The organism is Lelliottia wanjuensis (genome assembly GCF_030238365.1).
Classification (GTDB): domain Bacteria; phylum Pseudomonadota; class Gammaproteobacteria; order Enterobacterales; family Enterobacteriaceae; genus Enterobacter; species Enterobacter wanjuensis.
Genome location: NZ_JASSOT010000055.1, coordinates 1 through 14,296 on the forward strand (window position 1 = coordinate 1; position 14,296 = coordinate 14,296).

The window sequence follows — 14,296 nt, forward strand, 5'->3', positions numbered from 1 at the left end:
ATCCCGGATCAGTCTTGCGACAGGGCAAACTTTCCACGAGTCATTACTTTCATGGGCAAACCGTATGGTGAAGTTGAACCGGGCAACGGCCATGGATTCTTCTTCAGATCCGAAAGCATCCTGCAATGTTACCCATTCCTCGCGATAGCGAAGCGGTCGATCCGGGGAGACACCTTCCTGCTCAACGTTGATCACACCCGGCTGCATGTGAGGGAGTGCGATAACTACAGTTACCGCATCAAGACCTGCCAACTGACTGGCATCTAACTCACGTGGTGCCGGAGGCAAATCACTCCTTTGTGCATCAATCAGCGAACCATCTTCCAGCCAGAGGCGTAACTGCGTAATCTGGATCAGACCCGATGAAAGAAGACTGTCATTAAATTCAATCTTTTCCACACCCCAGGGGAATGCTGATGCCAGTGCTGTTGCACCGGCGCTGCGAAAAGATTCCCATTCTGCCTGCTGCTGGAACTGCTGAGGGGACAGCAAAGCCCCCTCGTTCCACAGTGGACGATAAATTTTCATCCCTGCGACCGCCTTATGCTTTTGCTTTAGGCATCTGGGATACCAGAGACAGGTTGACGTCCATGCCTTCAACCTGGAAGTGAGGGACGGCAAAGAGTTTCACGCGGAAGAAACCCGGGTTATCCTCGATGTCTTCAACGATGACTTTGGCATCGCGAAGCGGGTGTGAAGCCTGGAGGTCATCGCCCGGATCGGTCATTTCAGTTACCAGTCCTTTCACCCAGGTATTGAGCTCCAGCTCAAGCAGGCGACGGTCTTTGGTGGTACCGATATTTTCACGCTGGATGAGCTTCAGGTAGTGGGCGATACGTGATAACAGGAAAATGTATGGCAGACGGGCATTGATGCGGCTGTTAGCCGTCGCGTCCGCAGTGTCGTACAATGCAGGCTTCTGGGTGGAGTTGGCACTGAAGAAACAGGAATAATCCCTGTTTTTATAATAGCTTAGCGGTATGAATCCCAGGTTCGAGAATTCAAACTCACGGGTTTCAGGTATCATTACCTCTGACGGGATTTTTACCTGATTGCCGGTACCGAGATCGTACAGATGGATTGGCAGGTCCTGGACTGCACCGCCAGCCTGAGGGCCACGAATTTGTACGCACCAGCCGTTATTGATAAAGCTCTTCACCATATTGGCGGCAAAGGCGAATGACGCATTGGTCCACAGATACTTCTCGTGGTCAGGGCCCTTCACTTCTTCGACGTAGTTGAAGCTGCGCACCGGTACGGTATCCGGACCATAAGGTAAGCGGCCCAGGACTCGTGGCATCGTCAGACCGATGTAGCGGGAGTCCTCTGAGTCACGGAACGCTTTCCATTTAATATATTCAGCCCGGTCAAAATAGTTACCGATGTCTTTAATGGCGGCGACCTCTTCCATGCTGGATTTATGGAAGAATTTCGGTCCTACTGAACCAATAAACGGCATATGCGCGGCAGCTGAGACTTTTGAAATATTACGCAGCAACGCAACGTCCTGTGGGGATGAATCAAACTCATACGACGAGATTATGGCAGCAATCGGCTCTCCGCCGGGTTGATCGTATTCCATCGAATAAGTATGATGATAAAGACCGCTCTGGATAATCTCCGGGGCATCCTCAAAATCCTGGCGCAAATCGTCTTTAGAGACATCAAGCACTTCGATTTTCACATTCTGGCGAAAATCTGTGCGATCAACGGTGTGCTTGAGTCCACGCCAGAGTGATTCTACGCGTTGAAATTCAGGATGGTGCATGACCTCGTCGAGCTGGCGGCTGATTTGATAATCAAGCTCCGCGATATGCGTATCCAGCAATGATTTATCCAGCTTCTCAACTTTCTGGCCAGACTTCGTAATGACCTGCATGAAAACCTGAATCGCCGCAGTGACTCGTTCATCAGCAGAGGCTTCAGCCAGTGCGCTATTGTCCTGGAATTCAGAAATATCACTCAGCGTCTTCACCGGCGTTAAATTAATTTTCTCAAATAGCGATGAATAAACGCTGTCGGAAGACTCATTTTTAAGTACAGTCGCATTCCCCTGCACTGATTGTGTTTCAGTATTTACAGACATCAGCATTCTCTCTGTTAATCCATTAATGTAAGAACCCTGTGCTTACTCCGCAGGGGCAAGGGCGTTCAGTTCTGCTCTTAATTCTTCACTCAGGGCGGGGTCTTTCAGAATGGACTCAAGCGATTTGCGGAATTCTGTGTTATCCAGCAGATTGGATTTTAAATCACGAAGCAGATTTCTCATGGCCATCAGGGCGCGTAATTGTGGGATCTGTTTCGCTACCGCTTCAGGTTCAAAGTCTTTCATCCCTGAGAAGCTGAGGTGAATATTTTCTTCTGAACCGTCACTTGTTAGAGTGTTGCGAACTGCGTAGCTCACTTCAGGGTTTAACTCTGAAAGCACGTTGTCGAAGTTCAGTTTATTTACATTGACACGTTCACGCTCTGAAAGCGGGCGGGATTCTTTGCCATTAGAAAAAGATCCTAACGCCAAAAGCTTCAAAGGCAATTCTACTTTCTTCTGAGCTGACCCGGTGTGTAGGTCCAGGCGGATGTTAACGCGAGCCTTCGGTATCTCGCTTTGGAAGGTCGATTCAGCCATTTCATTCCCTTAATGCTTAACAGTAGTGACAGATCCCATGGAGTTTCTTTACAAAAGTATGATAGAGCAAAACTCTCACAGAGATCAAATTGACAGATCAAAATCTTCCATTGGAAAATTCCTAAGAATTTTCCTCTAAATGTTAACGGAAGAGACTGCCGTAGATTGCGCATTTAAACCCCAACCGACCTGATTTCTACAGTTCTGCCAGAGGTTTTAACTGCCAGTAAACAAACGGGTAGTTAAATGTTACTTAAATGAAAATAAATTGATCTAAGTCATGGATAGATTTGCGAATAGATACGACGGGGTTCGTAGGGGAATTGAATTTTTTTGCGTTTACATTTTTAATAAAAAATACCGATGAAAATTCCTAAAAAATTGTTGCTAATTAACGATTTTATGTGCAACAAAATGATTCAATACATTCATTTGGTGAATGTTATTGATTCTTTTCAATCGCAGATATGGAATTGATAGGCAGGATTTCACACTATAAGTCGATAGGGCTAATCTGGAGCTTGTTGCGAATGTTCAGTTGATTAATTCTTTAAAGCTTGAGGACTTTTTTATCGCACACCTGCTGATAACAGCTGCTCTAAAGCTGAAGCAACCATAGTAATTATGGATTGAGCAGAAATCCTATGAAATATCCACTTCGGTCCAAACGACTTGTTTACCCAGAAATCTTGTCAGAGCACCCTTTGCAAATTTTACCTCAGAGTAAAAACGTGGGAAAAATCCATCAAAAGTTTGTGTACCGTTACGCCGATAAGCAGGTTCAACCGTAAGGCAATACTCAGTGCCATCATGCGAAATGAAGAAGGTATAGCCGTCCTCAGTGGTTGATTTAAGCTGCTTAACACTCATGTTAGATCCTTGAAGGTCTGAGATCTCATCTAGCACTCAATAGTACAGCTTCTGTAAATACCCGGCCAATAGATGTGGTGCCTGTTAGCAGTGTATCCGATGCTGACAGGCTTTGAGTAGTCCTCTCAAGATGGTAAAATAGAGTAAATCTTTCTAATTCAAAAAGAGCAACTTGTGGATAATTCATCTCGTGCAGAACTTAAGGTTCTTTCCGTTTTTGACTTCGACGGAACTCTTACCCGACATGATAGCTTTATCCCCTTCCTGCGTTTTGCCTTCGGTAACAGTACCTTCACTCGCCGAGTGATCAAACTCGCTATACCTACTCTGCGGTGTTTAAGCCGCAAACTAACTCGTGATGAACTCAAAGAAATTTTGATATCAACATTCCTCACAGGTATTGAGGAAAAGTGGGTCCAGGAGAAAGCTGAAGCCTATTGCAATCTTTACTGGGGTCGTCTTATGAGAGCATCAGGCCTACTGGCTGTGGCGTCTGAAGTTTCTAACAATGTTGAGGTGACACTTTGTTCGGCTTCACCGAGGCTTATACTTGTACCGTTTGCTGAGCGGCTAGGAGTTAAGCTCATCGGTACAGAGCTGGAAAGTGTTGATGGTATTCTGACCGGGCGCATTACAGGGCACAATTGCCGCTGCATACAGAAAATTAATCGGCTGGAATCCATTTACGGACCATTAGATCAGTATCATCTTCGAGCCTGGGGGGACACTCCTGGAGATTATGAATTGCTGGCAGCCGCTAAGGATGCCCACTGGAGGCACTTCCATCCTCGTTGGGACAGAAAGAAATCTTCTATACACTGCTTAAAAGAGAAATCATTCAGGGTCTGAAATTGCGCCGCAGAATGTTTTAAAGAATACGCTGGGAGCTAACTTTTCAAGGATTAGTGGGTCGTTGAAGACCCAGCAGTCTTGCCTGGGTCTTTTGCCGGTGCCCTTTACTTAAGGTAATTCTGAAGGCGAGTTAAAGGATATTTAATTTTTTTGTTTCATCTATCCACGCTCTGAATTCTTCCAGTAAGTTATCGTATAATTTTTCATCGCTGATGGAACCGAAATCATCCATTGCAAAGAAATGGGTGTTATCAACACGGCGGTCTGTAAAATCATCCAGATTTTTCAGGATCCCGTAGCTTGAACCACCCAGGCCGACGAACTTCCAGAATATGGGGTAGTTAGCTGAGCGCCGGATAGCATTCTTAATTGCCCCGGTTTTGCTTATCCCACCATCGGTAATAAACACTACGTATACCGGGATTTTGGAGTCCTTGAAGTAATCGACAATTTCTTCCATTACCGGCGGTTCATTGTTAGTCCCGCCAAGCCCCGGCAGATTTTCCCAGGCTGAACGCTTTCCGGATCCACGAATGGTCTGAATATACTCGTCAAGGTTATCCAGAGTAACGTTTGGATACTTCTTATGCTTCTCTCCAAACCCCCATACATCCATTTCACCATCGTCATCAAATTGGGCGGCAAGAACGGCGATACGGTCCAGCACGGACTGAACGTTGCCCTTGTTGAACTGACCACTCATTGAACCGGATGCATCAAGGACAAACGCAACTGCGGCCTCTAGTGTATCCAGTTTATTTTTAGTGAGGCTGACAGAGGCCTTTTTAGCGAGACTGACAAGCCGTGGTGATTTGGTTTCGAGTTTCTTTTCCAGGCTGATACGAGCAGGTTGTACTTGCTGCGGGGCTGACTGCGCGACATCAACACCATAGCTAATGGCCAGAGGCTCAAGCCCACCATTGAAACCCTGTCCGAGCGCACGAAGTTTCCAGGCGCCATTGTGCCGATATACTTCGCCCAGGATGATTGCTTTCTCACTACGGTTCTGAGTCTCAACCTGAAACTCAGCGATGCCTGGTGCCTGAATGCTCAATAAACTGAGCCCACTAATTGTCTCTTCACCATCAATGACAACAGTGATCGCAATTTTACTGACGTTAGCTGGAACACGATCCAGTGCTATGTCAATACTGGACTGGTGGGAACCGGTAACGAGCTTTACTGCACCCTCAGGAGAAGACAGATTATTATAAAAGATAAAGTCGGCATCGCCCATGACCTTTCCTTGAGCATTAAGCAGGAACAAACAGGTATCGGGTTCCCCCTTAAAACCGGGACATACCGGATATCTCAGATTGAGCGTGATAGATAATGTAGATAGAAGAGTATTTTGACCTGACTGTAATTGCATGACTTTATTCCTTGTTTAGTAACCATAGTCTCTGGCACCCTTTACGCGGGTTCTGACCTGAAGCGCTGAAATGCACTCATCACGCTTTTGTTTGTTCGAAAAGTTGATGCGTCGGGATCCGAAATCACCATGGATATAGAAGTTAACACCTTTCTCGCGTGTGATATTCGATATTTTTCGAATATCAATACTGTCCTGCTCGCCCATCCTACTCAGAAACTTTAGGCGAAGCCAGTCACCTAATCCCATATTACCTAGATCAGCAGGCAGAATCATGGTCCTGTCATTGTCGTTAAAAATTATGCCGAAATATTCGATGGCGATGCGCTCCGCCATTTTTTTCATCGGCCAGACCATTACTGCCGGATAGAGAACTAACATAATTCTTATAATGTACTGCGATGTTTCCGGCGATACAAATTTTGTAGGAAGAGTACTGAGTTGCAGAGCGAGCACAGCCGAAACCACTATTATAGCGATGGAGGCACCTAATGTTTTAAACAAGACGCCAATATCATATACACGCTGAACATTAGGGATTGCTGAATATTTTCTTTTTAATTTTCGATAGAAAAAAATACCGAATATCAGAAATGGTAGGAACACAAATAATGCAACTACAATAAGTAGTATTGACGCTGAGCCATCATCTTTTTTCTTTGCCATGTGCTAACACCCATAAAAAACCCCGGCAAATGCACCGGGGTTGATTTTATTATAATTATTAAATATTCACGCCGTGCTGGGTTGCCAGTGCAGATAACCCCCCTGCGAACCCCTGGCCTACAGCTTTAAATTTCCACTCTGCACCATGGCGATACAGTTCACCGAAGACCATAGCGGTTTCGGTTGACGCGTCTTCAGAAAGATCGAAACGGGCAATTTCTGCGCCGTTGTCGTTGTTGTAAACGCGCATGAAGCTGTTGCTCACCATGCCGAAGTTTTGTTTACGGGCTTCTGCATCATAGATGGTAACAGCAAACACCAGTTTTTTGATGTCTGCTGAGACTTTGGTCAGATCAATTTTCACCTGCTCATCGTCGCCATCACCTTCCCCAGTGCGGTTGTCCCCCTGATGCTCAACCGCGCCATCAGGGCTGGTTTTGTTATTGAAGAAAATGAAATGGGCATCTGACAGCACTTTACCGTCTTCACCAACGGCGAAAACGGAAGCGTCCAGGTCAAAACCCTGGCCGTCAGTTACACGGGCGTCCCAGCCCAGGCCAACCATCGCTACGTTCATGGTTGGTGCTTCTTTGGTCAGAGATACGTTGCCGCCTTTTACGAGAGAAACTGCCATTTTTTGCTCCTGCAAACAGTTGAAATAGGGCTGAATCAACAACCCGGGGTATGAAAAGTTACTTTTCGATCAGGACGCGTTAATGCCGTACTGAGCACATACAGATGCCAGACCACCGGCATAACCCTGTCCCACTGCGCGGAATTTCCACTCACCATTGTGGCGATACAGCTCACCAAACAGCATTGCAGTTTCAGTGGAAGCATCTTCGGTCAGATCGTAGCGAGCAACTTCTGTCTGGTTATCATCATTAACCAGGCGAATAAATGCACCAGATACCTGGCCAAAGCTCTGGCGACGAGCCTGAGCATCATGGATAGTCACAACGAAGATAATCTTGTCAACGTCAGACGGGACGGCGTCCAGCTTAATTTTAAGTGATTCATCATCGCCATCGCCTTCACCTGTGCGGTTATCGCCAGTATGGGTTACGGAACCGTCAGAAGACGTCAGGTTGTTGTAGAAGATGAAATCAGCGTCACCGCGCACTTTGCCGCTTGCGGCCAGAAGGAATGCTGAAGCATCCAGGTCAAAGTCCTGACCGTCAGTTGAACGTGCATCCCAGCCAAGGCCCACCAGGACGTTTTTCATTGATGGAGCAGCTTTACTCAGGGATACATTCCCACCTTTGGAAAGAGAAACACTCATAAATAACCTCCTCGATTAGTAATTGTTCAGGTTAATACTTAAGGGGATCAGCTCCCCTTTTCCTCAGATTCTGGTTTTCCCGGGAACATAACGCTTGCAAGGATACCCAGCGCCAGTACACCCAGTACAACATACAAGCTGGTTGTTGCCGCGATACTGTAACCATGATGCCAGATGTGATCGGTTGCATTCAGGCCCAGTTTTGCAGCAATGAAGAACAGCAGAACGATGACTGCCTTCTCCAGATGAACCAGGTACTGTTTCAGTGCCTCAAGGACAAAGTACAGCGTTCGAAGGCCCAGGATAGCAAACATCATGGCACTATAGACGATCAACGGTTCACGGCTGACGGCAATGATTGCCGGTACTGAGTCAAACGCAAACATCACATCCGAAAGTTCAACCACAGCCACACACAGGAACAGCGGAGTGGCATACAGCGCCGCCTTTTTACCGCGCCCAATGGTTACGTCACTGTTTTCTGGCTTAGCCAGTTCAGCATCAACTTCCTTCTGATTCAGCAGGAATGAATGACCTCTGAGCTTCGGCCAGATGGGGAAGAAACGTTTAACCATGCGGTAAGCAAGATGCTGAGAATAATCTTCAATTTCATCATCGTCATCTCCGCTTTTAAGCATCATGACTGCCGTCCAGGCAACGATGACAGCGAAGACAACTTCAACGTACGGACCCAGGCTCAGAAGACTCGTACCGATGGCGACAAAGATCCCCCTGAAGACAATGGCACCAATAATCCCCCAGTACAGAACGCGATGGCGATAGCGATCGGGTACGGCAAACCAGGAGAAGATGGCCATCATGACAAACAGGTTGTCGACCGACAGCACTTTCTCAAGTGCATAACCTGTGACAAACAGGCTGGCAACTTCTGCACCGTGGTGGATGTAGAGGAAACCGGCAAATGCCATCGCAACCACAACCCAGAATACAGACCAGAGCGCCGCACTCTTCAGGGAGATTGGCTTGTCGTCACGGTGCATAAACAGGTCAATAAAGATGGCACCGACTGAAAGCGCAATGAAAACAATGACTGTTTCAGTCGGGAAGCCGATGTGTGTTGAAACCATATTTTACCCTTAGGGATGTGGATCAGAGGCCAAACTCAGCCGGGTCGAAGCCCAACGCGATAGCGATCTCGCGGGAGGCAAGTTTCTCATCCTGATCGAAGTTACCGTCACTCTTCGCAACAGCAATACCAACACGTAAGGCCAGCTGAGCAGCTTCAGGCTGGTCTTTCAGCGCCAGAATGTATTTCATGGTTTCACCCTTACCAATTTCCATATCGAAATCGAAGCTTGAAACCAGTTTATTGAAGAACTCAATAACCTCATTGGTATCGAATACCTTCAGCTCTTCTGAAGAGCGCAGAAAACCCATCATCTTCTGTTTTTCTTCTGAACTCACGCCATCACTGGATACGGCAATTCGCGCGCAAACAGCAACGGTGCCCTGCATAAATTTTTTATTTTTGAAACGGCCAACCTGGCGGGTCAGTTCATCCCGGCCAGAGTTAATGGCACCTTTTACTTTGTCGAATAAGCTCATACCTGTTTCCTTTTTAACTGTGTTATTTAGAACCAGCGCTCCAGCGAAATCCCCATCCAAATGCCTGGTCCATTTCTTGCTGGCCTTTAAAGTACTGGTTGATACGCTCGACTTTAATTGCACCGTTTTCGTTGACGAGTCGGGCAATGGCGCACAATGTGCGACGGTTTTCACCTTCGGTCAGGCGAGTCTCAATCGGCGGCTGATCGGGAACGTGAATAGTGACCACGCCATCTGTCTTATCCCAGCTGGGGACACCTTCATAAATAAAGGCGTAGATCAGCACTTCACGGATATGTTTCCATTCACGGCCATTGATATGCAGCCACTCGCCGTCTGACACATCACCCGTCCGATCATCACCCTTAAGCTGAACGTAAGGTTCATCGCGATATTCACCGAAAGCATTGCCCAGTGCCTGAATGACTGACTTATAACCGTCCTGAAGCTCAACAAAAGCCCCGAGGTCAAGATCGATTCCTTTGGAGCCGAACATGCCTGCAAAGCCGGATTTGCCGCTGCCTCGGTGCCAGTTCAGGTTGATCCGGATTTCACCGAAGTTATCCCGTTTGGTCAGGCTGATTGCAGGCTTCTCTTTTGTCAGCGATACCTTGCTCAGGCTGATTTTTGTCTCAACTGGCGGAGGGGTTACAACCGGAGGAGTCGGGGCTGCGGGAGCCGGTTCGTCGGCAATATTTACGCCGAAATGCTCTGCCAGCGGTTTAAGTCCACCGTTGAACCCCTGCGCAACGAAGCGGAATTTCCAGTCATTATTACGACGGTAAAATTCACCCAAAATTAAGGCTGCTTCCTGACGGCCGCTCAGTTCGACAATGCCGCTAACCAGGCCGGTAGCCCCTTGCTCCACGTCGATAGAAAGATTACGAAGGCCGGACACCGTCTGCCCACCGTCACAGGTTACGGTGAACGCAATTTTCTGGACATCAGGTTTCAGCCGGTTGAGCGCAACAGTAAAGGTTGAGTACTGGCCTTCACTGACCAGGCTGACGGTACCATCATCGTTACGTGGCTGACCATAGAACACCATGTCCGCATCACCCTGGACCTTCCCGTCTGCGTACAGGCGAAACGCAGAAGCATCCACCGGGCCTCCTGATGTGACCCGAACCCGCAATTCCTGGGCTGGAACGGGGGCATTGCCCCCCGGCGTCAGGTTCATTAGCGAATAACCGTTGAAACGATATCTGAGTGCATATCGTCAATTGTGCGGCCACGACAGGCATGCCCATGGGCAGTAAAGTCCCAGTTCCCGTTATTACGGCGTAGCGAAGAAATGACAATCCCGGTATGTGAGCCCTGCTCAGTCAGTTTATAGCGAGCCAGCTCTTTGCCGGTTTGGTCGACCACACGGCAAAACGCATTTTCGACATCATTGAATGACTGACCACGGAAGCTGTTAACCGTAAACGCCAGGTATTCAACGTTTTCAGGCAAACGGGAAAGGCTGACATTAATCACTTCATCGTCGCCGTCACCTTCACCGGTCAGGTTATCGCCGCTGTGAACAACAGCGCCGCATGTGGATTTCAGTTTACGGAACCAGATGGTGTCAATTTTATTACCGGCGTTGTCCATGAGTACGCAGCCTGCATCGAGATCGATTGAGCCGGTGCCACCTAATAATCCGCCAAGAAAACCTTTTTTCTTAACTGGATCCCAACCGAGACCGAATTGAAGCTGGCTTAATGCAGAAGATTCTTTGCTGAGCGACACCGTCTGATTCTTACTTAATGAAACCATGTTTTATTCCTTAAAATGGTAATGGCCGAGACAATCAAAGGTATGTTTATTAACTGACGTAGAAAATCATATCATGATGAAGTTCACTGGCAAGGATATTTTTGATTGTTTTCCTTTTAATCATGATTCAGTAAGCTTCGCTTATCGTTATTTGTGTTGTTTTTATGTGTTTATTCAGTATGTTGGCGGTTAGCTATGAAACGGGTAGATGCACCCATCTCTAAAATGTGAGCAATCATATTATGATTGACATGTGTCATTAGTGCCCATAAACTCACCTCTCTACCATAATTTGCATTGCGTCCCGGGAAAAATTAAAGACAATGAATAGAAAAATTTGGTTTATGGAAGGTTTATCCTCACAGCGCGATATTATTCAGGGGGTGAATACATTTGCACAAAAGAATAAATTTGGGATTACCATTTTTGCCTCCCACCGTAACGAAAGAAATGAAATTCTTTCCGTTGCTGACTATTCTTTGACTGAACCTGAAGATCCTCAAAAACGCCTTCAGTTTATTCAGGAAACCATCCAGAACCACGGCATCCACCATATTCATACGGGCCGCAACAGCCAGTGGTTTGAAGAACACCGCACAGCCATTGAGTCGACCGGAGCCACTCTTACTACTGGTGCAACGGGCGTCGACTGGCTAACTCTGGCTGACGAAAAAGTTACTTTTGCTCAGTTCATGGTGCAAAACGGGCTCCCGGTAGTGCCATCCTGGCGCGTGAATACCCTGGCAGAATTAAAGGCGCACCTCCTGACCCCACCGTTTTCTGACAGCCCGCTATGCGTGAAGCCGGTAACGGGTATCTATGGCATGGGATTCTGGCGCTTTGATGACAATGCTTCGCCCATGGCCGTCTTTAATCATCCAGAACATCGCCTGGTCAGTCCGCAACAGTATATTGCAGCAGCATCGGCTTCTGAGTCGTTTAAACCCCTTGTTTTGATGCCATACCTGCCAGGCCCGGAGTTTTCTGTCGATATCCTCGCAAATAAGGGCGAAATACTCGCAGCCGTGGGACGCCGTAAGGAAGGGGCTATCCAGTATCTGGTAAACGAAGGAAGCGCCTGGGAACTGGCGTGTGACTGCGCCCGGGTGATGAAGGCCGACGGGCTGGTGAACGTTCAGACGCGAAACGATGTGAATGGCAACCCGGTGCTGCTTGAAACCAACATGCGTCCGTCAGGTGGGGTGGGTTATACCCTTCACAGCGGGGTGAACCTTCCCGGGTTATTTGCTGCCTTTAAGCTCGGTCTGATGTCTGAAGATGCGGTGATTCAGAGCGCCAGAAATACCTTTTCTCCGGTTGCAGTGAGATCCATCACAGATGTCATCGTTTACCCGGAATCTCTATCTAATCATCTGAATTAAGGCGTTTTTATGTCTGATACCCTCGAAGATATGATTTATCGCCGCACACTCTCATGCGGTACGATTCAGGTAACCCGCGACCAGGGTGAAGTTTCGCTCGATGAACTGTTTGATATCGCTGAAAGACGTAACCCGAAACGCGCCTTTCTGTTTGTCAGCAAAGTACTCGGCAGGCACATTCCCGTGCCACCCTCAGTCATGCGGCAGGCCTACAGACAGCTTGCCAGACAGTTCCCCTCAACGCTGACAGGGCCCGTACTGTTTATCGGTATGGCTGAAACCGCCGTTGGGCTTGGGGCCGGTGTGTTTGATGAAGTGCGCCACCAGCATCGTGAATCTGTCTATCTGACCTCTACCCGTCACCCGGTTGATGGCACGCTGCTTTGCGAGTTCAAGGAAGAACACAGCCACGCCACCGATCATCTGATCTATCTGCCAGATGATGAAGAGAAAAGACGTCGTGTTACCAACGCACGAACGCTGGTTTTGATTGATGACGAGGCAACCACCGGTAATACCTTTATTAACCTGCTTTCTGCCCTGCGTAATACCGCCAAGTTTCAACATATTGAACAGGTTTTCGCCGTGACGCTTACCGACTGGAGTGGCAATGCCCTGTCCGAACGAAGCCCCTTACCCGTCACTTCGGTTTCTCTTGTAAGCGGTCAGTGGGGATGGACCCCATTACCAGATGCACCTGTCCCGGACATGCCGAAGGTCAACGTAACTTCACGTGGAGAATGGGACATCCAGGGAAAACAGTCCTGGGGCCGACTGGGGATGCTCGCACCTGCGGCCGATCTCGGCCATGAGGTCTCCGTCCGCAAGGGGGAGCGTGTTCTGGTTCTCGGGACAGGGGAATTCGTCTGGGAGCCGTTCCTGCTTGCTGAACGGCTCGAAGCTGCCGGAGCACAGGCATTTTATGGTTCGACCACCCGCTCCCCTATCGCCGTGGGTTATGCCATTGAGTCCGCAATTTCCTTTACGGATAACTACGGGCTGGGCATCCCCAATTTTGTCTATAACGTCGCCCACCAGCAGTTTGAGCGCATTCTTGTGTGTACTGAGACACCCGCAGAAAGTATTGACACGCAGCTTCTTAAAGCGCTGGCTGAGGTTGCGCCCGTCGTGGAGATTGTTACCTATGAATAAACCCGTTGTTCTGAGCGACCTTGACGACACGCTCTTTCAGACCCGTCGTAAAATGGTAGACGAGCTGGCCCTGGAGCCATTCCGTACCGGTGCCGTTGATCGTACCCTGAATCCACGAAGCTTTATGACGGAAGAACAGTCCATGTTAGTGGACTGGCTCCTGGAGCAGGCTGAACTCATTCCCGTTACCGCACGGGGAACTGAAGAAATCAGCCGCGTCCGGATCCCTTTCCACTCCTGGGCAATCACCACGCACGGGGCCGTCATTCTCACGCCTGAAGGCAAACCCGACGAGGAGTGGAAGGCCCATATGCTCGGCCAGCTGGCTCCCTACCAGGAAAAGCTGACATCGATGCAGCGTCTGATCACTGAAATGATGGACGCAAAAGGGATCAATGCCTGGGCAAGACTGAACTTCGAATACGGTGAAACGGCGGTTTATATGGTGATGAAACACCGCGACAGCACCCGCCTTGACGAACTCAATGCCATTGCAGATGAGATAGAAACGGTGTTTCCGACCGAGGGCTACTACATCCACCGCAACAGTAACAACGTGGCCTGGCTTCCCACCCCGGTTGAGAAAGGGCTGGCCGTCAGTTGGCTGCTTGAAAGACTTCGGGCTGAACGCGGAGTTTTCCCCGTAATTGGTCTGGGCGATAGCCTGAGCGATCATCGTTTTATGAAACTGTGCAGCTGGTTTGGCATCCCGCGTCAGAGTCAGTTTGCAGATGCCATTTCACAGCGAATTTTTGGAGAAAATTAAA

The 14,296-nt window shown here is 48.4% G+C and carries 16 protein-coding genes; 4 read left to right on the forward strand and 12 right to left on the reverse strand.

Annotated features, from left to right (window positions below):
- From tssK to QQF33_RS08595, 4 genes are all read right to left on the reverse strand, one after another.
- Positions 1–528: type VI secretion system baseplate subunit TssK (gene tssK / locus QQF33_RS08580; RefSeq protein ID WP_285157684.1), on the reverse strand; the 528-nt coding region annotated here is incomplete at its 3' end.
- Between the two features lie 13 nt (positions 529–541).
- Positions 542–2,092, reverse strand: a complete 1,551-nt coding sequence (gene tssC / locus QQF33_RS08585; RefSeq protein WP_285149742.1) for a type VI secretion system contractile sheath large subunit — start codon at positions 2,090–2,092, stop codon at positions 542–544.
- Positions 2,093–2,128: 36 nt separating this feature from the next.
- Positions 2,129–2,626, reverse strand: coding sequence for a type VI secretion system contractile sheath small subunit (gene tssB, locus QQF33_RS08590; protein ID WP_285149740.1), 498 nt, complete (start codon positions 2,624–2,626; stop codon positions 2,129–2,131).
- Between the two features lie 642 nt (positions 2,627–3,268).
- Positions 3,269–3,496, reverse strand: a complete 228-nt coding sequence (locus QQF33_RS08595) for a hypothetical protein (protein ID WP_159761767.1) — start codon at positions 3,494–3,496, stop codon at positions 3,269–3,271.
- 174 nt (positions 3,497–3,670) lie between these two features.
- Here QQF33_RS08595 and QQF33_RS08600 point away from each other — a divergent pair, with 174 nt between their 5' ends.
- The gene (locus QQF33_RS08600) at positions 3,671–4,345 is read left to right on the forward strand and encodes an HAD-IB family phosphatase (protein WP_285149739.1); all 675 of its coding nucleotides are present in this window, start codon (positions 3,671–3,673) and stop codon (positions 4,343–4,345) included.
- 133 nt (positions 4,346–4,478) lie between these two features.
- Here the strand turns inward: QQF33_RS08600 and QQF33_RS08605 are convergent, their stop codons facing one another.
- The 8 genes from QQF33_RS08605 to QQF33_RS08640 all read right to left on the reverse strand — a co-directional run bounded on the left by QQF33_RS08605 (position 4,479) and on the right by QQF33_RS08640 (position 10,995).
- Positions 4,479–5,720 (reverse strand): vWA domain-containing protein, encoded by a 1,242-nt coding sequence (locus QQF33_RS08605; protein WP_285149738.1) that lies wholly within the window; start codon positions 5,718–5,720, stop codon positions 4,479–4,481.
- A 15-nt stretch (positions 5,721–5,735) separates the two neighbouring features.
- Positions 5,736–6,386: a hypothetical protein gene (locus tag QQF33_RS08610; protein ID WP_285149737.1), complete on the reverse strand. Its 651-nt coding sequence runs from the start codon at positions 6,384–6,386 to the stop codon at positions 5,736–5,738.
- A gap of 58 nt (positions 6,387–6,444) precedes the next feature.
- Positions 6,445–7,020, reverse strand: coding sequence for a TerD family protein (locus tag QQF33_RS08615; protein WP_015062975.1), 576 nt, complete (start codon positions 7,018–7,020; stop codon positions 6,445–6,447).
- 69 nt (positions 7,021–7,089) lie between these two features.
- Positions 7,090–7,668, reverse strand: a complete 579-nt coding sequence (gene terD, locus QQF33_RS08620) for a tellurium resistance membrane protein TerD (protein ID WP_159761763.1) — start codon at positions 7,666–7,668, stop codon at positions 7,090–7,092.
- Positions 7,669–7,715: 47 nt separating this feature from the next.
- Positions 7,716–8,756 (reverse strand): tellurium resistance membrane protein TerC, encoded by a 1,041-nt coding sequence (gene terC, locus QQF33_RS08625; RefSeq protein WP_285149736.1) that lies wholly within the window; start codon positions 8,754–8,756, stop codon positions 7,716–7,718.
- Between the two features lie 22 nt (positions 8,757–8,778).
- Positions 8,779–9,234 (reverse strand): tellurite resistance TerB family protein, encoded by a 456-nt coding sequence (locus tag QQF33_RS08630; RefSeq protein WP_159761761.1) that lies wholly within the window; start codon positions 9,232–9,234, stop codon positions 8,779–8,781.
- A gap of 22 nt (positions 9,235–9,256) precedes the next feature.
- The gene (locus tag QQF33_RS08635) at positions 9,257–10,414 is read right to left on the reverse strand and encodes a TerD family protein (protein WP_159761760.1); all 1,158 of its coding nucleotides are present in this window, start codon (positions 10,412–10,414) and stop codon (positions 9,257–9,259) included.
- Entirely contained in the window at positions 10,414–10,995 is a 582-nt protein-coding gene (locus QQF33_RS08640) for a TerD family protein (RefSeq protein WP_285149735.1), read from the reverse strand. The genes QQF33_RS08635 and QQF33_RS08640 overlap by 1 nt, the downstream gene beginning before the upstream one ends.
- Positions 10,996–11,318: 323 nt before the next feature.
- Here QQF33_RS08640 and QQF33_RS08645 point away from each other — a divergent pair, with 323 nt between their 5' ends.
- The 3 genes from QQF33_RS08645 to QQF33_RS08655 are packed head-to-tail and all read left to right on the forward strand — an operon-like array spanning position 11,319 to position 14,295.
- The gene (locus QQF33_RS08645) at positions 11,319–12,377 is read left to right on the forward strand and encodes an ATP-grasp domain-containing protein (RefSeq protein ID WP_285157685.1); all 1,059 of its coding nucleotides are present in this window, start codon (positions 11,319–11,321) and stop codon (positions 12,375–12,377) included.
- Between the two features lie 9 nt (positions 12,378–12,386).
- Entirely contained in the window at positions 12,387–13,529 is a 1,143-nt protein-coding gene (locus tag QQF33_RS08650; protein WP_285149733.1) for a phosphoribosyltransferase domain-containing protein, read from the forward strand.
- On the forward strand, positions 13,522–14,295 hold the full coding sequence (locus tag QQF33_RS08655; protein WP_285149732.1) for an HAD family hydrolase: 774 nt from the start codon (positions 13,522–13,524) through the stop codon (positions 14,293–14,295). The genes QQF33_RS08650 and QQF33_RS08655 overlap by 8 nt, the downstream gene beginning before the upstream one ends.
- Position 14,296: the final 1 nt, after the last annotated feature.